Origin of the sequence: Moorena sp. SIO3B2, from assembly GCF_010692525.1 — a bacterium.
In the GTDB taxonomy this organism is placed as follows: domain Bacteria; phylum Cyanobacteriota; class Cyanobacteriia; order Cyanobacteriales; family Coleofasciculaceae; genus Moorena; species Moorena producens.
The window spans coordinates 1-21,564 of the sequence record NZ_JAAHHE010000005.1; the positions used below are offsets into that span (position 1 = coordinate 1).

Genomic DNA, 21,564 nt, shown 5'->3' on the forward strand with positions numbered 1-21,564 from the left:
CTGTCAAACGGGTATCTGACGGGGATACCATTCTCGTCGCTGACAGGTTTGGCAAGGATGTCAAAGTTCGGTTTGCCTGTATCGACGCTCCAGAAATTGCCCATTCCAAAAAAGAGAAGCAAAGCCGCAAATTGGTAGACAAAAGTCAATTCAAATGGGGAAATAAAGCCAAGGAGCGACTTCAGGAACTGGTTAAACAAAGCGATAATCAGGTAGTTTTGACTGTAACTGATACTGACCGCTATGGGCGCAGCGTCAGTGAAGTACGCTTAACCGATGGCACCTTTGTCCAGGAAGTGCTAGTAAAAGAAGGACTAGCACAGGTATATCGCCCCTATCTGAAAGATTGCCCCAGTGCGGAAATGGTCGATAGTGCTGAAGCCAATGCCAAACGATATCGGCGAGGGTTGTGGCGAGACCCTAAGTTTGTTCCAGCTTGGGAATATCGTAGTTTAGCAAAAACTAAATCCTCCTCCTGAGTCGGAGAGTGTTTAGTCCTCTGAGTCTTTAGTCCTTAGAGAATGTTTGTTAAACTTTGCTTAAATCCTTGCCTAGGGTGGGTTAGGCGGCGATATCTGTCAAAGCTCACCTTTTAAGAGAGCTGTCCGCCGTAACCCACCAATATTCAAGACTATAGCTGTCTTAAGATTTACTTTATAAACCGTCTCTTAGTAGCTAGCCAATAGCCAGCCAAAAGTCTATTGGTAGTTACCACTAATGAATGAGTAATTTACTCATATAGGGTTTGTAAATCAGATGTAAACCTAAGAGGTATTTTTTTCTTATCCAATAAAACTCCGGAGCTCTTTCCCCTCTTGCCTTTTGCCTCTTGCATGCATGCCTTTTCCTGCAATTGGTGTGTTTACAACCCATATACAAACGCTATAAATGTTGCAAAATGTTAAGTAAGTGATCAAAACTAAGATTCAAAACTGATGGTACTCTTCGGATTTAAGAAAAAGCTGACCGTGCCTACTCCTGAGGAAGCCTTACCCGGACGCTCAGAACTCATGCCAGTACCCGAGCGTCACTACGTCAACGGCAATCCTCTCAAACCCCCTTATCCTGATGGATTGGAAATGGCGATGTTTGGCATGGGATGTTTTTGGGGAGCAGAACGCCGATTCTGGCAACAAGAGGGAGTGTTCACTACCGCAGTAGGTTACGCTGCTGGCATTACCCCTAACCCTACTTATCAAGAGGTCTGTACAGCCATGACCGGTCACAATGAAGTGGTGCTGGTGGTATTTGATCCAAAGGTAATCAGTTACGAAGCACTATTGAAAGTCTTCTGGGAAAGCCACAATCCCACCCAAGGCATGCGCCAAGGCAATGATACTGGTACTCAGTACCGTTCAGGAATTTATACCTATTCCGAAGACCAAAAGAAGCTAGCGGAAGCCTCACAAAACGCTTATCAGCAAGCTCTGAAGGTCGCCGGTTATGGTAATATTACCACAGAGATTCTAGATGCTCCTGAGTTTTATTACGCAGAGGGCTATCACCAGCAGTACCTGGCTAAAAATCCTAATGGGTATTGTGGTTTAGGTGGGACGAATGTGAATTGCCCTGCAATTTCATAAGTCATCACTTCTGTGGTTAACACTCATCAGTAATTAGTCATTTGTAAGTACCAAGAGACTTTGGTGGATTACAAATGACTAATGACTAAATGCAGCAATTCAGTTGACTAGGAAAGGGTGGGTTTTGTAACGTTTGTAACAAGGTTGTTTGTCTTGGGCTGATACATAAGCTAAACCCACCCCTACAGAGTGAGTGGAGTTTACACTAGTTCCTGGTGCGAAACTAAAGTTGCTAAACCGACATAATTACTGTCAATAGCGCTAAGTTTCTGGGAATCTTCTTAAATTGATATAACAGCTCTAAATTGCTTTAAGTACTTTCGTCCTGGGTTTTAATGATCTTCGGACCAGAGAACAGCTAGTGGGGTGCTCCGGCGCGGGGAGGGGGGAGTTGGAAAAAATCCTGTGTACCTAACTTGTGATGAGAATTGCTATATATCCTTTTTCAAGGAGCAAGAGAGTGATGAGACTCAAACAGTTACAGAGTTCAGCCAAGAATAAATATACTCAGCTTTTGTTAGTGCTGCTTTTGGCTTTTGTCGCCTATGCTTTTTTCTCGCAAGCAATAATTGCCGACTTAATTCTATCCCTAATTTTATTAGGAGCAATAGTTGTAATAATTACAACATTTTATTTACATAAAAGGTTTTTTTATTGTTATCTGTTCATTTCATTGCTCGCTTTTGTAGTCGATTTTATCGAGTTTATTTATCAATACTCTAACTTAAAGCTAGCTGTGGCTACAAATATTATTTATGGTGGTTTTTTTCTCTTAGCTATTGTGTTGATGATTGAGAAGATTTTTAGCGGTCACAAAGTCACGATCGATACCATAGTTGGCGGTATTAACGTCTTTCTTTTAATTGGTACTCTGTGGGTTTTGTTTTTTGAAACTATCTATTTATTAAACCCAAAATCTTTTACTTATTCAGCAGAAACAATTAATTCTTTTGACCTGCTTTATTTCAGTTTTACCACCTTAACTACCGTTGGCTATGGGGATATTACTCCTGTCAGTCCTCTAGCGAAAGCTCTGACTAATTTAGAAGGAATTTGTGGGGTGATGTATCCCGCCGTATTAATTGGCAGATTGGTCGGAATTTATAACCCAGAAGCAGAGCATTAGAGGGAGCAGGGGAAGCAGATAAGTCAGAGGGAGGAGACTTTCAAGGGTATGTTTTTAAGATTGTGAAGTTAGGACAGGTACAATTGCTGTATAGGGTTTATCATAATGATTTAGATATTTATCCGGAAAATGGTTGGTCATTACATGGTTTAGCACAAAGCTTGCAAGCACAAGGAAAAACAGCAGAAGCAGAAACTGTACAACAGCAATATCAACAAGCGTGGCAATATGCTGATATTGCTTTGTGAAATAACCGTAAAATAACCTCAGTTCGATTGGCTCAACTAGAAAGCTTATCTAATAAATCCTTTAGCACTGGTGGTAATTTGCGCATAATCTTACCCTGCTCTCGGTCAACGGCTACTAGAATCACACGACCGGTTAGGTAAAGTTCTTTGCCATCATGGGATTGAATTTTATAATCCCACTTCATACGGAAACCTTTCATTTCGGCGATGGCTGTCTTGACAACTGCTGCTGTGCCCATTGGCATTGCCCGGTGATAGCGTAAAGAAAGTTCTACTACTGGTAAATCGCATCCTAGCCTGACAAAATCACTATAATCCATACCCATTGAGCGCAAGTACTCCACCCTCGCTTCCTCCATCCAGCCAATGTAGGTACCATGCCAGACTATACCAGCATAGTCAGTGTGGTGGGGATGGACTCGCACTGGATAGTCAAACCATTTGGCTGTGGTGGCAGTTAGCTCATGACTTGCCATGGTACTGTCCAGCTGTCCTTGAGTTGAGGTTTGGGGTGTTTCTGACATGGATCAACTTAATCGTGACTGGTATGATGATCGTATATGGTGATCGTATTCTGTTAGAGCTAGATCAGATCAGCGCTAAGTTTTTGCTGATTTGGGATCTAGTTCGGGCAAGTCTAATCCTGACAGATCAAAGTAAGCGATCGCGTCCGTCTCAAAAAGTCAATCACTGTTTACCATCATCCTACTGATCGTAATCAGAACCTATCCTTATATCATGTCGGGATAATTACCCTTAATCAAAATCTCCCCCATCTCCCCATCTCCCCATCTCCCCATCTCCCCACACTTCCCACACTTCCCACACTTCCCACCCTCCCCACTCTCTCCTTAATTATGGGTATTCAACCAGACTTGATATTAGCCCTGTGTTGGGAGGGTTAGGAGTAATCTGGTCACGATTTGGTAACCAAGCTGATCACCTGCTGAAAGCGATCGCATGCGATCGCTTTCAGGGTATCTGCTCACAGGTCGCCATGGTTTCTTCTAATGGGTTTCTTCTGATGCTACCAGTAGGGTGCGTTACTGAAGCATCCTAGGTTTTAGGGAATTTTCCGGCTTTTTATGCCAGGTTTGACCAGAGCTTTTTTTTAAGTTTTGTAAAGATTAAACAATCCACTGCGTAAATCCTGGATCGGCTTCAGAAATGTAAGTAGAGGTTGAATTCGAGTCAGCCAATGACCGAAACACCTCAGTATTAACATTACAAACTTCAAGGTTCAAACCAGGAAATTTATCATGTTTCGTAGTAAAGTAGCCATTGCGTCTGTAGTTCTATCTTTGGGTGTAATCAGCCTCGGTATTCCTCAAGGCAAAGCCTTAGCACAAGATACTAACGCGCCTCGTCCCACCCCTCCGAGCAACCAACAATTTACTTTAACCACTACCCCCACCCCCAGTGCAAAAACCGTATTTGCTGTAGTCACCAGGAACGGCGCACTCAGTCGCGGATTCGGTGCCAGCCGAGCCCGAAAAGTTCTGAACGGTCGGTACGAAGTCTTTTTCAACCGGGATGTCCGTCGGTGTGCTTACACTGCTACTTTAGGTACTACAGGCTTTGGCACTGAACGATCTGGTGAAGTTACTGTAGCCACACGCGCTGGCACCACCAATGGGGTTTGGGTTGCTACTAACAATTCTAGTGGAAATGCCGTAGATCGTAACTTCCACCTTGCTGTACATTGCCCGTAGGCTGCTTAGAAGCTATCCAAAAATTTGTCTTGGGGGGTTGTGGAGCCTACTTTAGACCACAAGCCGTCTAAAGGATTACTGAAGTGAGTTACCAGTAATTTCTCCACTCTCACCCAACCATTAAATAATTTTTCGGATAACTTCTGAGTAGTTTCTACAATATGCTAGTCTATTAGGCCTTTTTTGCCCCACTGTGTCAACCGTGGGGCTACACAAACCCAGCCGAACTAGAGTTCATGTAGGGTGGGCAGTGCACCAGACAGATAATCAAGCTTGCAAAGGGCGTTGGTAGGCACTGCCCACCCTAGGATTAATCACTGGATTTACGATCCGTATCAACCTAGGTTGATGTAGGGTGGGCAGTGCACCAGACAGATAATCAAGCTTGCAAACCGCGTTGGTAGGCACTGCCCACGCTACGATTAATAACTGGATTTACGATCCGTATCAACCTAGCTGAACTAGTAATCACCCTCAACCACCAAGGTTCCCCACTTGGAGAACTTGGGCTGAGGGCTCCCACCCTGACCATTTATCCTGTAATCAGTTTGAGAAGGTGACCATGATGGTGAAATTTTGGTCTTTGTCCCTTGCTTTAGAAGCTGCCTCAATCCTGCTAATTGTTCCCAAGGCGTTTAGCCTGCCACTGACGCTTGCCTCTGGCTTCTCCCCTGTACCGAGCACAGAGATTGAGCTACCAGTGTGCTACATGCAAACCGATAATGGCACCCTTGTAGATCTTAGTAGTCTATGTGGCATCTCAGACTCCAAAGTAGTCATTAGCGAAGTGAGTTTCCAAAATGACCGTCTTATCGGTCGTGTAGTCAACAAAACCGACAAAACTGTCTACTCGACCCGAGTAAACTATGAAATTCTCGATGATGACGGCAGTGTAATTGGCACCAGTTCCATGTACACCAATCCCCCTAACCTCAGTGCTGGAGAAAGTGCTACTTTCGAGACGGAAATGTGGGGTGGTCGGGAATTAAAAACCACATCCGTTGACTGGGATCGTAAACCGACTCCATGATTTCGATATCAATTCACGCTTTTGAGGCATAAATTGCTGAGCAACTGAACCTAAGTATTTGGTCTTTAGGTGAATGCTTACCACTGAATCCCACATAATAATGTCATCAATAAATTTAAAATTGACAGTTTTCAATTAATAACTAATAATTCACTATAACGGTTCTCATATTAATCAGGTACACAGGATTTTTTTATTGTTTCCTACTCCCTACTCCCTGTGCCCTGTGCCCTGTGCCCTGTTTCCTGTGCCCTGTGCCCTGTTCCATAAAAACCCAGAACTATGTACTTAAAAAATCGCAAACCGCTATAACAATTAACGTACCTGACTACGAAGTGATTAACAGTCGGAGATATTAGATTCAGATTTGAGTGAACAATCAACCCACCCCTTGAGCTTAAGCAGAAGGGGTGGGTTTTCATTCACTCTAATGACAAGAGTAAGGGAGTAGCCAAAAAATCAAATACCAGTTTTTAGCTTGTAGGGTGGGCAAAAACAGTTTGTTTCTTTTGATTATTCTAAATTATATTACTTTGCCCACCCTACTTTAATTGGTATTTTTTTTACACGCAAGTCCCTAAAGCTAGCTGCTGACTATCCTAAACGTAGAAGGAGAAGTTGAGATCCTCAACCGTATCGATAACGACAATATTACTAAGTGAGTTATTCTCGATTATCCACATGCCATTCTGTCCAGTAACGGAATTACGGAAGAAGAAATCATTAATACCATCTCGGTTAGCGTCATAGGCCCCACGGAATTCCCAAGGACCGTCTGCTGGTCGGGAATCGATCAGCACTGCCTCCTGGAAAACAGTACCATCGAGCTTCCAGTAGGCAAACTCTTGGGTATTCATATTTTCCCAGATAGCATCTGCGTCACCATCGTCATCCATGTCTCCAGCCGCAACTAACTGCCAGGGATCATTAGGTGATATGGTCAACCTGTCACCATTGGTATTCGTAATAAACGTAGCATTCTGAAACCCGTTTTCATCTATTTCCCAAACAGCAATTTCTCCGCTGGATGTGTTGTACCAGAAAATTTCTTCTGCACTATCACCGTTAACATCTCCCGTGCCACGGATTTCCCAGTTGAGGTCTGATCCCGGTTGACCTGCTGGTGCCTGAGTAATTATTGCTTCCTGGAACTCGGAGCGTTCCATCTTCCAAACCGCAACACCGCCGGTTAGGGTATCACGCCACAGAGGATTCCTGATACCATCGCCTAAATCCACAACACCACGAGCTTCAAATCCAGTGTTGTCTGGTACCGACACCTCCTGACCACTTTGATCGGTAATAAACGCTGTCGTCTCGACGCTAGTCCCCTGGCCATTTAGAGTCCACAAACCAACTTTTGCACTGACAGGATTATGCCAGAACAGATCCACACTGGGGATTCGGGTAATTTCAATGGCATCAAGTCGCCCTCGCTCGAAATTCAAATCAGAATTATTGCTATCTGCCAGTACCGAGATTTCTATTTCATCCCCTGGAGCAAGGTCTATGTTTTGAAAAAGGGGTTTATTTGGATTAGCCTCAGCACTTAGGGTGCCACTTGAATTGCCACCCCTCAGAGGGACATAATTCCTTGGCTCAGCTGTTGGCCGAGGTCTATTAGCAGGTAAGTTTAGATTATAAACATAGGTACCAACTACCTCTCCATTGACACTAAATGTCAGGGGAGATTCCCCATCCTCTTCGTCAAAGTAGGCAATACGAATATCGTACTTACCAGCTGGTCCATCCTGTGCTGTCCATTGAAAGGTAAGCACACCGGGAACTGGAACCGGGTTATCAAAGTCTGTGATCTCGACGGCTCGACCCCCTGAAGCAACGAGATTAATATTGTTGAAACCGGTTATGCCGTAGTTTACTCGCGTTACGCGAGTACCTTCTGCTTCAATCAGAACCATAAGATAGTTTTTTCCCAAAAGTTATCTGTGTTTACATTGGTTGGCTTTTCTTTTCCGTCCTGATGCACCAAAAAATTTCTAATTACTCCATCCCAATTCAGTCCCAACTCACTAATTGACGGGATGTGTAACTTACAAAAGCGATGCAGCTTCGGAACAGGGGAGGCAGTGCGGTCTTGGGGGTTCCCACGGGGCAAACAGCGGTGCGGACGCAGGTTCCGCACACAGCCCCTCCCCACTCGCGGTCTGCCGTGGTTTCCCCCACTCGCGCTTTGCATCAATACACTGGCATTACTCAAGGTCCCTTGCCTGAAATGGGATAAGAGTCTGTGAACTTTGTCTGTGAACTTTTGGGGAAAATTTAATTATGCTTATCGATGTATCTAGGGTACAATACCTTTCTAGATACCTATTTCTAGATATATCGATAAGGGTAAAACACCCCCTTTAATAGTTCAAAGATGCCCTGCTGAAATTTATCCAGTGAAACTGGATAAATTTTTTGAAGCCTTTTATATTATTTTACTGGCTAACGATACCCTGATAAAATTCCACCCCTAACAGATGATCTACTCAAAAAAATATTTTTGTTCCAGGCTTCAGATTTTTTTGGCGTTTTGACTGAAAAAAAACCTACCACTAGTATAAATGCCATAAAAATCCGTAAATGTCACTATCAAATTAGGTATATTCATTAAATTTTCATAAAAATTTATAAAATTTTTACTGAGTTGGCACTGAGCAAAAACTAATTATTATATAACATCAAGTCAGCTAATAATTATGAATGATAAATTTTCCCCTGCCTCAGGGCAGTTAGTGGGTAAGCTATCAGCTATCAGCTAATGCCCTACAGAGGGTGCTACTTGAGGTGCTTTTGAATAAAAGAGGTAAGCATTCGTTTAATCTTTTTTGGATCACAGCGTCGAAGCCTGTGCCACAAAGGACTTCAAGTAGCGTGGCCATAGGCCAAGGACTTTTCTGTTGACTTTCAATTCTCATTAATCTATCAATATTAAATTATCCCGTTTGCCCATTGCACATTGCGCATCGGCGCACGCTACGAAAACGGCGCACGCTACGGGAACGGCGCACGCTACGCTGGGTTTATTTTAAGCATGATAGCTGACAGCATTAGCCTGAATGCTGACAGTTTTATATCCTGGTGGTCGTACCTATTAATTAGTGAAAATCATAGTGGCGCTAAAGATAAGCCAAATAAATAATATACCAGTTTAATTCATCCCCGTCAAAATTTTTGGGTCAGCAATAAATTTTTGGGTCAGCCAAATGCCAATAAGATCTGGTTTGTGACGATTAGATGCGTTTGCCCTAAAACTCGGAGATATTAGATTCAGATTTAAGTGAACAATCAACCCACCCCTTGAGCGTAAGCAGAAGGGGTGGGTTTTTCTCAACTTTAATTACAACAGAAAAGCTAGCTGCTGACTATCCTAGACGTAGAAGGAGAAGTTGAGATCCTCAACCCTATCGATCTCGACAATCTGACCCAGTGAGTTATTGTGGATCATCCACATGCCATTCTGTCCAGTAACGGAATTACGGAAGAAGAAATCATCAGTACCATCGTTGTTAGCGTCATAGGAACCACGGAATTCCCAAGCACCGTTTGCTGGTCGGGAATCGATCAGCACTGCGTTTTGGAAAACAGTACCATCAAGCTTCCAGTAGGCAAACTCTTGGGTATTCATATTTTCCCAGATAGCATCTGCGTTACCATCGCCATCCATGTCTCCAGCCGCAACTAACTGCCAGGGATCATTAGGTGATATGGTCAACCTGTCACCATTGGTATCCGTAATAAACGTAGCATTCTGAAACCCGGTTTGATCTATCTCCCAAACAGCAATTTCTCCAGTAGATGTGTTGTACCAGAAGATTTCTTCTGCACCACCACCGTTAACATCTCCGGTGCCACGGATTTCCCAGTTGAGGTCTGATCCTGGTTGACCTGCTGGTGCCTGAGTAGTTATTGCCTCCTGGAACTCGGAGCCTTCCATCTTCCAAATCGCAACACCCCCGGTTTCGGTATTACGCCACAGAGGACTCCTGTTACCATCGCCTAAATCCACAACACCACGGGCGTCAAATGGACTGTCGTCTGGTACCAATACCTCCTTACCACTTTGATCTTTAATGAACGCTGCCGTCTCGACGCTAGTGCCTTCGTCATTTAGAGTCCACACACCAAGTTGTCCAGTGACAGGATTACGCCAGAACAGATCCAAACTGGGGATAATATCTTCAGCTGGGGTAATTTCAATGGCATCAAGTCGCCCTAGCTCGAAATTAGCATCATTATTAATGCTATCTGCCAGTACCGAGATTTCTATTTCATCCCCTGGAGCAAGGTCTACGCCCTGAAAAATGGCATTTGGATTATCCTCAGCACTTAGAGGGCGAGGGCCACGTGGATTGCCACCGCTCAGAGGGACATAATTCCTTGGCTCAGCTGTAATCCCAGGTAAGTTTAGATTATAAACATATGTACCAACTACATTGTCGTTGACACTAAATGTCAGTGGAGATTCCCCATCCTCTTCGTCAAAGTAGGCAATACTAATATCGTACTTACCAGCCGGTCCATCATCTGCTGTCCATTGAAATCTAAGCACACCAGGGTTTTCTTCAACCGGGTCATTAAAGCTTGAGATCTGGACGGCTCGACCGCCTGAAGCAACGGTATCAATATTGTTTGCACTGGTTGTCTCATAGTTGACTCGCGTTACGCGATCGCTTTCTGCTTCAATCAGAACCATAAGATGGTTTTCTCCCAAAAGTTATCTGTGTTTACACTGGTGGGCTTTTCTTTTCAGTCCTGATGCACCAAAAAATTTCTAATTACTCCATCCCAATTCAGTAACTCACGGGATGTGTAACTTACAAAACTGGCATTACTCAACGTCCCTGGCCTGAAATGGGATAAGAGTCTGTGAACTTTTTATGTGAACTTTGTATGTGAACTTTTGGGGCAAATTTAATCATGCTTATCGATGTATCTAGGGTACAGTACCTTTCTAGATACATGTTTCTAGAAACATCGGTAAGGGTAAAACACCCCCTTTAATAGTTCAAAGATGCCCTCCTCAAATCTATCCAGTGAAACTGGATAGATTTTTTGAAGCCTTTTCTATAGTTTGACTCCCTAACGATTCCCTGATCAAATTCCACCCCTAACAGATGACCTAGTCAAAAAAGTAGTTTGGTTCTAGGCTTCATATTTTTTTTTTGCGTTTTGACTGACAAAAAAAAATCCTACCATTAGTATAAATGGCATAAATTTCAGTAAATGTCACTATCAAAATAGGGATTTTCATCAAAAATTCATAAAAATTTATGAAAAATTTACTGAGTTAGTCCTGAGCAAAAACTAATTATTATATAACATCATTCAGCTAAGAATTATGAATGAGTAATTTTACCCTCCCTCAGAGCAGTTAGGGGTTATACCAAATCTGGGTTAAAGAATAATCTTTTTCATTCAGTCCCTCTTTGATTCAGTCATTGAGGTGTGCAAGCAAGCTTTTGCCCCAATCAATTTACTGTGTGGCAAAAAGGGTTAACAGCAGGTGATTTGAGATTATTCATAAAATTAACTAATTGACAATAAATAATGTTGAAATGTAGCCAGATATCTCTTGACTTGACGAAATATCCAAGAACCATCTATGGAGATGAGCTAAATTAAACAATGATGAAAATTTTTATAGGTGCGCGCCTCCTAGGGCGAGTAAATCGCCCTTGGGTCGCACCTCTAGGAATAAAAATCTGTTGCTATTGAAATCTAGGCTATCCACTATTACCGAGACAGTTACTCATTTTGGTAACGGCTAATGGGTAATAGGTAACTGGTCGGGGTTGTATAGCGCTACGGGCAAGTCAGAAGTGAGAAGTCAGAAGTCAAAAGTAAGCTAGGACTAGGTTTCGGAGTTTAGAAGCGATGCAGAGGTGCGACCCGTGGCGAATTTAATTCGACGACTGTAAGCGCACCATTACGGTCTTGGGGAGGCAGCGCGGTCTTGGGGGTCCCCCCCATGAGCGACTGCCGTGGTTTCCCCCACTCGCGCTTTGCATCAAGACAATGTCAAACATCTTAATGGGTAGTGCTATACCAAGTAAGCATATGCGCTACAGATGGTGCTACTTGAGGTGCCGTCAGCCGTCAGCCGTCAGCCGTCAGCCTTGGCCGTTGGCCACGCTACGGGAATGGCTGGCTGATACGCGACACGCTGATACGCGACACGCTGAATGCTTACCTAATTACCTATTACCTATTACCTATTACCTATTACCTATTACCTATTACCTATTACCTATTACCTATTACCTATTACCTATTACCCATGTTCCTTTCATTAACAGGGAAACTAACCCATCAAAACCTTAGGTAATTACAGTGGGAACCTCCCGCTCTGTAAACTTGCGAATCTGGGCAATCTCATGGGCAAGGGAAATCAGTGGTTCCAATGCTTGTTGAGTATCCACGTCATGCTTAGTGGAATCTGGCTCATAGCTCTCTAAATAGAGGCGTAGGGTTGCCCCTTTTGTGCCAGTACCAGATAGGCGGAATACAATCCGAGAGCCATCAGTAAAGCCAATCCGAATCCCCTGCTTCTGGCTGACGCTCCCATCTACTGGGTCTGTGTAACTAAAGTCATCACCATACTCTACCTGGTAAGAGCCAAATTGCTGTCCTTTCAGGTCTGGCACACTTGAACGCAGACGCTCCATCAGTTCCTGAGCTCGTGCCCCATCTACCTCTTCATAGTCATGGCGGGAATAGAAATTACGACCATAGGTTTGCCAGTGGCTACGGACAATCTGCTCCACTGATTCACCCCGCACTGCCAGGATATTGAGCCAGAATAGCACTGCCCAAAGTCCATCTTTTTCCCGTACATGGTTAGAACCAGTGCCGAAACTTTCTTCACCGCACAAAGTGGCTTTACCTGCATCCAATAAATTGCCAAAAAACTTCCAACCTGTTGGGGTCTCATAGCAATCAATACCCAACTGAGCCGCCACTCGGTCTACAGCAGCACTGGTTGGCATGGAACGAGCGACCCCTGCTAAACCTTGACTATAACCAGGTACCAGATGGGCATTGGCGGTTAACACAGCGATGCTATCACTGGGGGTAACGAAGAACGAGCTTCCCAGGATCATATTGCGATCGCCATCCCCATCGGAAGCAGCCCCAAAGTCCGGTGCATTATCACCATAGAGAATATCCACCAAGTCCTTAGCATAGACTAAATTGGGGTCAGGATGACCACCACCAAAATCTTCTAACGGTATACCATTAAGTACTGTACCTTCTGGTGCCCCTAGGCGTTGTTCAAAAATAGCATGGGCATAGGGACCAGTTACCGCATGTAATGAGTCCATACACATGCGGAATTTCCCAGAGGTTAGTAGCTGGTGAATGCGGTCAAAATCAAACAGGGACTCCATCAATTGAGTATAAGGCTCAACTGGGTCAATCACCTCAACGCTCAAGGTTCCCAGGGTAAATGCACCTGGTCGGTCTAGATTCACATCCGCAGCCTCCAGGATTTTGTAACTATCAATGACTTTACTCCGAGCATAGATAGCTTCCGTCACCTTTTCCGGTGCTGGTCCACCATTACTGGTGTTATACTTGACACCGAAGTCACCCTTTGGACCCCCAGGATTGTGGCTAGCCGAGAGGATAATGCCACCTAATGCCTTATGCTTGCGAATAACACAAGATGCTGCTGGGGTAGACAGAATACCACCACAACCGACTAACAACCGACCTAACCCATTGGCGGCTGCCATTTTGAGAATGGTCTGAATTGCTTGCCGATTGTAGTAGCGACCATCACCCCCTACAACTAGGGTTTGACCTTCACAGCCTTCTAGGGAGTCAAAGATAGACTGGATAAAGTTTTCCAGGTAATGGGGCTCTTGAAAAACGGTGACCGACTTACGGAGTCCGGAAGTACCGGGCTTTTGGTCTGTAAAGGGCTTAGTAGAGACAGTGCGTATGTTCATTACAAGCTAGCTACAGGTTTTACTGCTAATTCTTTATTGTTAACTGTTACCTGTTAATTGTTAATGAAAAATTCAAAAGTCTTTGATAAATGACTGATGACTTTAGTGAGCCCTGGTCTAGAAAAGCGCGAACGCACGATCAATCCTTACCTACGCATATTTTTGTTTATTTGTCAATGCTTCACTTTAATCTATCTAAGCTACAAGCGATTAGCTTTGCACAAGGTTAGCTAATCGCTCATTAAGAAGTGACAGCTCCTACACTGACCCGTTGGGTTCAGTGTAGGCTTCCCAGCCAATCCGGCTATTGCGCGCGGAGGCGCTGGGCTTTAAGAACGGACTGCCCTTCCGCTCTGTTTTTGATGTTTATAGCTGCATTGTGATCGCGATCTAGACTACATCCACAATGGGGACAGTCATGCCATCTTACATGCAGCTTCTTTGGGACTTTTTTTCCGCAATTGGAGCAATTCTGTGAAGTGTTTTGAGCGCTTACTGGGACAGCCAACAAACCAGCATTTTCGGCTTTGTTCGTCAGTATCGTCAGAAAGCTTGACCACCCAGCATCTAGCACAGATTTAGCCAATCGGGATTTAGCCATCCCTTTGACGTTTAACTTTTCGTGAGCAACTACGTCGTAGTTTGACAATAAGTAATTAGCGGTCTTGAAATGAAAGTCTTTCCGTTTATCCGCTACTTTTTTATGCTGTTTCCCGAGCTGTTTGATAGCCTTAAGTCTATTACTTCCTCCCTTCTTCCTTCTAGATACCCGCTTTTGGACAACCTTTAAGCGCTTTTGAGCTTTCCGATAGTATTGAGGAATCTCTATGGCTTCCCCTTCGGAGGTTGTCAAAAAATCCTTTAGACCAACATCAATCCCAATTATTGAATCTGGATTTATGTCTGGCTTAACTTCGGGAACTGTCTTGTCTTCCAGGGACAAGACCAGATAGTATCCATCGCACTTTTTTGTAATGGAAGCTGTCTTAATCTTGAAGCCGGAAGGAATGGGGCGATGAAGTACTACCTTTACTCTGCCTATTTTTGGGAGATTTATTAAGTCTCCATCTAGGCACCCTTCCTTTACTTGAGGGTAAGTAAAAGTGCGATAACGGTGTGGTTTTTTGAACCTAGGCCGACCACTTCGTCTTCCATTACTATCCCCTTTAATGAACCTATCAAAAGCTAACTTTACCCTCTTGACAACATCCTGAAGTACCTGAGAGTGAACCTGCTTGTACCAAGGATGGGTTTTCTTTAGTCCTGGTAATCTTTTCTTTTGACTGTAGTAGTCAGGATTAACTCTTAATTTTGGAAGATGACAGACAAGTGGGCAGGCATTAATGGGACAGCGGTTAGCTTCGTACCAGTTAAATCGATCAGCCAACAAGTAATTGTATTGAGCACAAAGCATTGACAACCAATTGTCTATTACAACTTTCTGCTCTCTCGTTGGACGTAATCGGTACTGGTAAGCTAGTCTCATTTTTTGTATCCTGTTTTTCGACCTATAACTAGGTTAGCATGTGGGTAGCCAAATAACAACCCACAACATCAAAAAAAATGAAAGATAAAAAATTGATAGTTAGAGTAACTGAGTTTGAGAAAAAGCAGTTAAAGCAGGAGGCTGACAGGAGGGGTATGACTCCATCTGAGTTGGTCAGAAGTTTTATAGCTCGTCTCCCAATCCCAGGAGACTCTGTGTAAAATTCATCCCTGGAAACGAAACCTTAGAATAAGGCAGTCTTAATCATACAGTTTTAACCTTTGTCTCATAGCCGACCAACCATAAAGACTGCCTTATTCTTACGGTAACTTTGAACACTCATCCTTGCGGATTGAGATGTGGGGCTTCTTTTACCGGACAGCTAAATTTTCATCTGACCTCTCAACTTATAATCCAACAGCAAGTTACTAGATTATGGCTGATGATCCTTGGGCTGAATCCTTACACTAAATTTCTCGGTCGAAGCCATATTTTTCGCGGATATGGGTATTAAAATACTGACCGATAGAAGGATTATCTTTTAAACCCTTGTAGATCTCCTCTGGTACATCCCGATACTTGTAGATACTACCATTATTGAATTGAACCCGAAGAATTTTTTTTTCTACATCGTAGTCGAAGGATTTAATCACAGCGCTGGTACTTTTCAGCAATGGGAAAGCAATCACATCTCGAATACTAGCTGAATCAGTGAGTAGCATCACTAAACGGTCAATACCAATACCTAAACCACCAGTGGGAGGCATACCGTACTCCAGAGCAGCGAGAAAGTCTTCATCAACATCTTGAGCTTCCAAATCTCCTGCTGCTTTCCTGGCTGCTTGAGCTTCTAGTCGTTGCCGTTGATCTATAGGATCAGTTAACTCAGAATAACTGTTTGCTGTTTCTCTTCCCACTATAAACAATTCAAACCGTTCTACTAAACCAGATTTTGAGCGATGGGGCTTAGTGAGGGGAGAGATTTCCACAGGATAATCCAGAACGAAAGTCGGTTGGATTAACGTTTCTTCTACCTTCTGCTCAAAAGCTTCATTGAGCAATTTACCAATAGAATAGCAATCATTGGGAACCTCCACACCAGCATCTTTTGCTGCTGCTTTTGCCTGCTCAATGTTGGTAAACTTATCAAAATCTAAACCAATTTGGTCTTTGACTAACTCTTGCATCGTTACTTTACGCCAAGGGGGAGTTAGATCAATTACTTCACCTTGGTAGTTAATGGTTAGTGTACCTAACACTTCCTTAGCAGCATTACTAATCAGATTTTCCGTCAACACCATCATCTGATTATAATCGGCGTAAGCCTGATAGATTTCAATCATGGTGAATTCCGGATTGTGACGAGTCGAAATTCCTTCATTGCGGAAAACACGCCCCAACTCATACACCTTTTCAAAACCACCAACAATTAGTCGCTTCAGATGTAACTCGGTAGCAATACGCAGATACAAGTCCATTTGTAAGGTATTGTGGTAGGTGATAAAAGGACGCGCATCTGCACCACCAGCCTCACTCTGAAGTACCGGAGTTTCAATTTCAATAAAATCCTGTTGGTTTAAATAGTGCCGAATAGAAGCAGTTATTTTGGCACGACGACGAAAGGTTTCCCGGACATCAGGATTAACAATTAGGTCAACATAACGTTGACGATAGCGCTTTTCTGTATCCGTCAAACCATGCCATTTATCTGGTAAAGGCAACAAAGATTTAGTCAGGATATCATACTCCTTGACATAGATCGATAGTTCCCCTTTCTCCGTGCGCTTGATGGTTCCTTTTGCCCCAATAATATCTCCAGTATCAGTGAGTTTTTTGAGAATATTGAAAGCATTGGGAAGGTCTGCCATTTTAGCAGTGATTCTCTTTTTATCCAGGTAAAGCTGAATTGTACCAGTCTCATCCTGAATGTTGAAGAAAGCTAATTTACCAAAGACACGACGAGCTATAATCCGACCAGCAACAGCCACTTCCACATCTACTTCTTCGCCATTGCCTAGGTCAGCATAGTTTTGCTGCAATTCGGCAGCCTGAGCTGTAGATTCCCAATTATAGGCATAGGGAATTAATCCTTCTGCTTTCAGTTGTTCAACTTTTTCAAGCCGTGTGGTGCGAATTTCTTCTAGAGTTGAAGTGCTTTGTGCTTCTGGACGGGATTGGTCTGACATAATTTATAGCGACAATCTAGTGGACACATAGTGGATCAACTGTGAGTTAGTGCTGCCTGGTGATCCCTTAGTATATAGCAATTATAAGTTAAACGTTAACATCCTGGTTAAAATAGGTAACGGGTAACATAAGGGAAGTATAACTTCTTATTAATAATCAGTTAGCACTGCTCTATAACTATAATTATAGCTGATTTTTAAAAGCTTATCAACTATAACTAAGTTTATAGATATTTTTAATAATTGCTAATTCGTGGTAAGGGATGTTCAGTAATTTATTACAAATATTATTACAGTATTTTTACGTAGTAAATGCTCGAAATTGACCTTTTTTTTTGTTTAATTGTTGATGTAATTGTGCTAGATTATCTGCTATATTTTTATCGATAATTTTAGCTTTATGTCCTAATCATTATAACCATTACTATCACAATCAGCAATTACCCATTCCCGATTACCCATTCCCGATTACCATGGTAAATAACTGACTTTAATGACAGGCTTGGGAAATGAGCAAAAAACCAAAAATTATTGTACTTGATGATGACCCGACTGGCTCCCAGACAGTTCACAGCTGCTTGTTGCTGATGCACTGGGATGTGGATACATTGCGGCTGGGACTAAGGGATAACTCCCCAATCTTTTTTATTCTTACTAATACCAGAGCTCTTAACCCAGAGCAAGCAGCAACTGTGACTCGGGAAGTTTGCCATAACCTCAAAATGGCCATAGACGCTGAAGGAATTAAAGATTTTATGGTAGTCAGTCGCTCTGACTCCACCTTGCGGGGGCATTATCCTGTCGAAATTGATGTAATCGCCCAAGAAGTCGGACCATTTGATGCCCATTTCTTAGTCCCCGCATTCTTTGAGGGCGGACGAGTCACTCTCGATAGTGTCCATTACCTAATCATTGATGGTATTAGAACGCCAGTGCATGAAACCGAGTTTGCCCGTGACTCGGTATTTGGATATCGCCATAGTTATTTACCCGATTATGTCCAAGAAAAGACCAAAGGTCAGATCAAGGCTGATGCAGTAGAGCGGTTTTTACTAGCAGATATTCGTAACAGTAGCTTGGAGCGTCTTCTCAAACTTACCAATAACCAGTGTGGCGTTGTGGATGGGGAAACCCAAGGGGATTTAGATCAATTTGCGGCAGATGTCCTAAGGGCTGCTGCCCAAGGGAAACGCTTTCTGTTTCGTTCTGCTGCTAGTATTTTAACCTCCCTTGCTAGTCTTGGCTTCCAACCGGTAGCCCCTATGAATATGGCTCAGTATGTCCGACAGGGGAAACCAGGAGTTGTGATTGTGGGTTCCCACGTTAAAAAGACTACTCAACAGCTGGAGCAGCTATTGGGAGCATCTGGGATTGAGGGGATTGAGGTAAATGTAGCCAATTTACTGGATGAATCCGAACAGCAACGGGCAAAACTTTTGGCAAGTATTCTCGAGCGCGTTCAGGAAATTCACAGTACTGGTAAAACACCGGTGGTTTATACCTCTCGTCAGGAATTGGTTTTTGAGGATGTGCAGAAACGGCTGGCGTTTGGAGCAGTAGTTTCAGGCTTATTGATGGATATCGTGAGGGGATTGCCTAAAGATATGGGGTTTTTAATCAGTAAAGGGGGTATTACCTCCAATGATGTCTTAAGTACTGGCCTGGCTTTGAGGTCAGCACGACTATTGGGTCAGATCCTTCCTGGATGCTCAATGGTACTAACCTCTGCTGACCATCCCCAGTTTCATAATTTACCTGTAGTGCTATTTCCTGGCAATGTGGGAGATGTGAATGGCTTGGTGACCGTTTACCGTCGATTGAGTGCAGAGTAAGAATGTTTGACAGGATATCGGTTGTGGGTGTGGGGTAACAGAGCAATAGTATTCTTAAGTATCTTGCCCTTTTGCTCCCTACCACCATTAGCTACAATTCTCAACAGTTATCCACCAGAACTTGCTGAAGAAGGTATGATCACGGAAGAATCTATCTTCGGTGCGTTAACCAATCTGGCTCCTTGTTGCATGACTTCTGATTCTGCCCAACCATCACCAGTTTCAACGGTTTCCAACGACCGCAACTCGGTAGTTAACTGCCTTGGGCAAGTTCGCTTAAAAAGTGAGGGGAAACGGCTGTTGTTGATCTTGCCACCAGCCACTAAAAACCCTAGTACTGTCAATTGGTCGGACCTATGGGAACAATTCAAGCATCGCCTCAATGCTGGAGAGCGCTTTTGGCAGCCTGAATCCAGTGTCCATCTGATGGCTGGGGATCAATTGCTGGATGGGATGAAGCTACAAGCGATCGCTGATGCCCTTGGGGCAGTCCAGTTAAGGCTAAAGCGAGTTTACACCACGCGCCGACAAACCGCTGTGGCTGCAGCAGCTGCTGGGTACTCAGTAGAACAAGAAACTCCTAAGTACTCTTTGAATCAAAAGATTGATCAACCTACTGAATTACTCGCAGAACCTCTGTACTTACAAATGACAGTACGTTCGGGTATAGAGATTCGTCACCCTGGCACTATTGTTATAATAGGGGACTTGAACCCTGGTGGTGCATTGATTGCAGCTGGGGATATCTTCGTTTGGGGGCATCTACGAGGCATTGCCCACGCCGGTGCGAATGGTAATCGAAAATGTCGGATTATGGCATTAAAAATGGAACCCACCCAGTTGCGGATTGCTGATGCTGTAGCTAGGGCACCGGAGACACCGCCACTTCAGTACTATCCTGAAGTAGCTTACGTGACATCCGTTGGGATTCGTATTGCTAGAGCTGCTGATGTTGCTAAAACCCACTTGTCGTTGAATTCATGAGTCGAATTATTGTTGTCACCTCTGGCAAAGGAGGGGTGGGGAAAACTACCATTACCGCCAATCTAGGTTTAGCCCTAGCTCGTTTGGGTCGTCGAGTTGCTTTAGTGGATGCAGATTTTGGTTTGAGAAACTTAGACCTGCTGTTGGGACTAGAAAATCGGGTAGTCTACACGGCTATTGAAGTCTTAACAGGTCAGTGCCGCTTAGACCAGGCTTTGGTCAAAGACAAACGGCAGGAAGGACTAGTCCTGTTACCTGCAGCCCAAAGTCGTAACAAAGAAGCCGTTAACCCCAACCAAATGAAAAAGTTGTTGGGGGTGTTAGCCAAGAATTACGAGTACATCTTGGTGGACTCTCCAGCAGGAATCGAAAGCGGGTTTAAAAATGCGGTTACGGCAGCTACTGAAGCCCTAATCGTTGCTACACCAGAGATTACCTCAGTGCGGGATGCTGACCGAGTTATTGGCTTACTGGAAGCGGAAGGAATCAAGCAGACCCGCCTAATTGTCAACCGCCTGAAAGCGACAATGGTAAAAGCGGATCAGATGATGTCAGTTCAAGATGTCCAAGAAATTCTTGCTATTCCCCTAATTGGTGTTATCCCCGAAGACGAACGGGTGATTGTCTCCAGTAATCAGGGTGAACCCTTGATCTTATCAGAAAAGAAAACTCTGCCTGGAATTGCCATTGAAAACATTGCTGCACGCTTAGAAGGTGCAAATATTTCCTTCCTCGACCTGATGGCAGAACACGACAACCTAATCAGCCGCTTACGCCGCCTGTTCCAATAAGGTTTTACATTGTGAATTGCCAACAACTAGTCTTGCCAAAGAGCCTCTTCCTTCTCCCCCTGTGTGATTATTCACTACTCCAAAAAGCCCCATGATTATCGAAATTCTAGAACAACTTTTTTCCTGGAGGAGTGTTCAAAGCAGCCGTGAGGAGGCTAAGCGCCGCCTCCAACTGGTAATTGCCCACGATCGCTCTGACCTGAGTCCTAAAATGGTGGAGTCGATGCGGCAAGACATCCTGGAGGTGGTCTCTCGCTACGTTGAGATTGATTCGGAAGGGTCAGAGTTTTCCTTAGAAAGCAACCAACGGACAACAGCACTAATTGCTAATCTACCCATCCGACGAGTTAAGGAAAAGCTACGAGAGGAAGAATACCAACGCTTCACTCAAGACGAAGAAGAAGAGTAAGTGTCTAGTAGCTGAAGGGGTGACAAGCTACGTGAAACGTAGGTCAGTTGACGGGGCGAACGGGTGTGGGGTGTATAGCTAAATTGAGCCTATTACTTGGCTGAACAATTATCGGATCACCTTTGAAGGTGATTATGAACCAAGGGATGCTTGCCTGGTCACCCCTAAGGGATGGGACCTATAGTCCTGTTTATATTTAATTTGGGATCAAGTTCTGAT

The 21,564-nt window shown here is 43.8% G+C and carries 22 protein-coding genes; 15 read left to right on the plus strand and 7 right to left on the minus strand.

The window, feature by feature from the left end:
• The 4 genes from F6K38_RS02080 to F6K38_RS02095 form a co-directional block, all read left to right on the plus strand.
• A partial coding sequence (locus F6K38_RS02080) for a thermonuclease family protein (protein ID WP_287355974.1) occupies positions 1-479 on the plus strand: 479 nt, incomplete at its 5' end.
• 456 nt (positions 480-935) lie between these two features.
• Positions 936-1,583, plus strand: coding sequence for a peptide-methionine (S)-S-oxide reductase MsrA (gene msrA, locus F6K38_RS02085; protein ID WP_008183085.1), 648 nt, complete (start codon positions 936-938; stop codon positions 1,581-1,583).
• 463 nt (positions 1,584-2,046) lie between these two features.
• Positions 2,047-2,709, plus strand: coding sequence for a potassium channel family protein (locus tag F6K38_RS02090; protein WP_008183083.1), 663 nt, complete (start codon positions 2,047-2,049; stop codon positions 2,707-2,709).
• Between the two features lie 83 nt (positions 2,710-2,792).
• Entirely contained in the window at positions 2,793-2,957 is a 165-nt protein-coding gene (locus F6K38_RS02095; RefSeq protein WP_154659762.1) for a hypothetical protein, read from the plus strand.
• Positions 2,958-2,989: 32 nt separating this feature from the next.
• Here F6K38_RS02095 and F6K38_RS02100 read toward each other — a convergent pair whose 3' ends face one another.
• Positions 2,990-3,481, minus strand: coding sequence for an acyl-CoA thioesterase (locus tag F6K38_RS02100; RefSeq protein WP_008183079.1), 492 nt, complete (start codon positions 3,479-3,481; stop codon positions 2,990-2,992).
• 14 nt (positions 3,482-3,495) lie between these two features.
• On the opposite strand from F6K38_RS02100, the gene F6K38_RS02105 reads away from it, so the two are divergent.
• The 5 genes from F6K38_RS02105 (at position 3,496) to F6K38_RS02120 (ending at position 5,699) form a co-directional block, all read left to right on the plus strand.
• The gene (locus F6K38_RS02105; protein WP_154659761.1) at positions 3,496-3,669 is read left to right on the plus strand and encodes a hypothetical protein; all 174 of its coding nucleotides are present in this window, start codon (positions 3,496-3,498) and stop codon (positions 3,667-3,669) included.
• On the plus strand, positions 3,644-3,862 hold the full coding sequence (locus F6K38_RS43995; protein ID WP_502708059.1) for a hypothetical protein: 219 nt from the start codon (positions 3,644-3,646) through the stop codon (positions 3,860-3,862). The genes F6K38_RS02105 and F6K38_RS43995 overlap by 26 nt, the downstream gene beginning before the upstream one ends.
• Complete coding sequence (locus F6K38_RS02110; protein ID WP_154659760.1) at positions 3,847-4,017, plus strand: hypothetical protein; 171 nt, start codon at positions 3,847-3,849, stop codon at positions 4,015-4,017. The genes F6K38_RS43995 and F6K38_RS02110 overlap by 16 nt, the downstream gene beginning before the upstream one ends.
• Positions 4,018-4,216: 199 nt before the next feature.
• On the plus strand, positions 4,217-4,669 hold the full coding sequence (locus tag F6K38_RS02115) for a hypothetical protein (RefSeq protein ID WP_008183077.1): 453 nt from the start codon (positions 4,217-4,219) through the stop codon (positions 4,667-4,669).
• 562 nt (positions 4,670-5,231) lie between these two features.
• The gene (locus F6K38_RS02120) at positions 5,232-5,699 is read left to right on the plus strand and encodes an FxLYD domain-containing protein (protein WP_008183073.1); all 468 of its coding nucleotides are present in this window, start codon (positions 5,232-5,234) and stop codon (positions 5,697-5,699) included.
• 599 nt (positions 5,700-6,298) lie between these two features.
• Here the strand turns inward: F6K38_RS02120 and F6K38_RS02125 are convergent.
• The 3 genes from F6K38_RS02125 to F6K38_RS02135 all read right to left on the minus strand — a co-directional run bounded on the left by F6K38_RS02125 (position 6,299) and on the right by F6K38_RS02135 (position 10,398).
• The gene (locus F6K38_RS02125) at positions 6,299-7,618 is read right to left on the minus strand and encodes a hypothetical protein (RefSeq protein WP_008183071.1); all 1,320 of its coding nucleotides are present in this window, start codon (positions 7,616-7,618) and stop codon (positions 6,299-6,301) included.
• Positions 7,609-7,917 (minus strand): hypothetical protein, encoded by a 309-nt coding sequence (locus F6K38_RS02130; protein ID WP_131826938.1) that lies wholly within the window; start codon positions 7,915-7,917, stop codon positions 7,609-7,611. The genes F6K38_RS02125 and F6K38_RS02130 overlap by 10 nt, the downstream gene beginning before the upstream one ends.
• A gap of 1,155 nt (positions 7,918-9,072) precedes the next feature.
• Positions 9,073-10,398 (minus strand): hypothetical protein, encoded by a 1,326-nt coding sequence (locus F6K38_RS02135; RefSeq protein ID WP_008183068.1) that lies wholly within the window; start codon positions 10,396-10,398, stop codon positions 9,073-9,075.
• 1,322 nt (positions 10,399-11,720) lie between these two features.
• Between F6K38_RS02135 and F6K38_RS02140 the strand changes: the two genes are divergently transcribed.
• A complete protein-coding gene (locus F6K38_RS02140; protein ID WP_131826939.1) occupies positions 11,721-12,026 on the plus strand; it encodes a hypothetical protein in 306 nt (101 codons plus the stop codon).
• Here F6K38_RS02140 and F6K38_RS02145 read toward each other — a convergent pair.
• Both F6K38_RS02145 and F6K38_RS02150 read right to left on the minus strand, forming a co-directional pair.
• Positions 12,023-13,657 carry an alpha-D-glucose phosphate-specific phosphoglucomutase gene (locus tag F6K38_RS02145; protein WP_008183066.1) on the minus strand — a complete coding sequence of 545 codons (1,635 nt, stop codon included), beginning with the start codon at positions 13,655-13,657 and terminating at the stop codon, positions 12,023-12,025. The two genes, F6K38_RS02140 and F6K38_RS02145, sit on opposite strands and share 4 nt — an antisense overlap.
• A 304-nt stretch (positions 13,658-13,961) precedes the next feature.
• The gene (locus F6K38_RS02150) at positions 13,962-15,143 is read right to left on the minus strand and encodes an RNA-guided endonuclease InsQ/TnpB family protein (RefSeq protein WP_008183065.1); all 1,182 of its coding nucleotides are present in this window, start codon (positions 15,141-15,143) and stop codon (positions 13,962-13,964) included.
• A gap of 77 nt (positions 15,144-15,220) precedes the next feature.
• Between F6K38_RS02150 and F6K38_RS44000 the strand changes: the two genes are divergently transcribed.
• Positions 15,221-15,364 (plus strand): plasmid mobilization protein, encoded by a 144-nt coding sequence (locus tag F6K38_RS44000; protein WP_008183062.1) that lies wholly within the window; start codon positions 15,221-15,223, stop codon positions 15,362-15,364.
• 246 nt (positions 15,365-15,610) lie between these two features.
• On the opposite strand, the gene lysS is transcribed toward F6K38_RS44000, so the two are convergent.
• Positions 15,611-17,329 carry a lysine--tRNA ligase gene (gene lysS, locus F6K38_RS02155; protein ID WP_008183060.1) on the minus strand — a complete coding sequence of 573 codons (1,719 nt, stop codon included), beginning with the start codon at positions 17,327-17,329 and terminating at the stop codon, positions 15,611-15,613.
• 509 nt (positions 17,330-17,838) lie between these two features.
• Here lysS and F6K38_RS02160 point away from each other — a divergent pair.
• The 4 genes from F6K38_RS02160 (at position 17,839) to minE (ending at position 21,345) form a co-directional block, all read left to right on the plus strand.
• The gene (locus tag F6K38_RS02160; protein WP_008183058.1) at positions 17,839-19,161 is read left to right on the plus strand and encodes a four-carbon acid sugar kinase family protein; all 1,323 of its coding nucleotides are present in this window, start codon (positions 17,839-17,841) and stop codon (positions 19,159-19,161) included.
• Between the two features lie 189 nt (positions 19,162-19,350).
• A complete protein-coding gene (gene minC / locus F6K38_RS02165) occupies positions 19,351-20,145 on the plus strand; it encodes a septum site-determining protein MinC (RefSeq protein WP_044492862.1) in 795 nt (264 codons plus the stop codon).
• Complete coding sequence (minD, locus tag F6K38_RS02170; protein WP_008183054.1) at positions 20,142-20,936, plus strand: septum site-determining protein MinD; 795 nt, start codon at positions 20,142-20,144, stop codon at positions 20,934-20,936. The genes minC and minD overlap by 4 nt, the downstream gene beginning before the upstream one ends.
• 91 nt (positions 20,937-21,027) lie before the next feature.
• Positions 21,028-21,345 (plus strand): cell division topological specificity factor MinE, encoded by a 318-nt coding sequence (gene minE, locus F6K38_RS02175; protein ID WP_008183051.1) that lies wholly within the window; start codon positions 21,028-21,030, stop codon positions 21,343-21,345.
• The last annotated feature ends 219 nt before the right edge of the window (positions 21,346-21,564 follow it).